At 54.5% G+C, this 211-nt stretch carries 1 tRNA gene; it reads left to right on the forward strand.

The features are described 5' to 3' along the window. Window positions 1-55: 55 nt before the first annotated feature. A tRNA-Ser gene (locus LIZ98_RS17895) sits at window positions 56-143 on the forward strand. Window positions 144-211 lie beyond the last annotated feature (68 nt).

Genomic DNA, 211 nt, shown 5'->3' on the forward strand with positions numbered 1-211 from the left:
AGCAATCGGCTGTTAACCGATCGGTCGTAGGTTCGAATCCTACCTGCGGAGCCATGGAGAAGTACTCAAGTGGCTGAAGAGGACGGTTTGCTAAACCGTTAGATCGGGTTACCGGTGCGCGGGTTCGAATCCCGCCTTCTCCATTCTAATTTTGTAGGCCCCTTGGTCAAGCGGTTAAGACACCGCCCTTTCACGGCGGTAACACGGGTTC

This window comes from Caldibacillus sp. 210928-DFI.2.18 (genome assembly GCF_020554505.1).
Classification (GTDB): domain Bacteria; phylum Bacillota; class Bacilli; order Bacillales; family Caldibacillaceae; genus Caldifermentibacillus; species Caldifermentibacillus hisashii.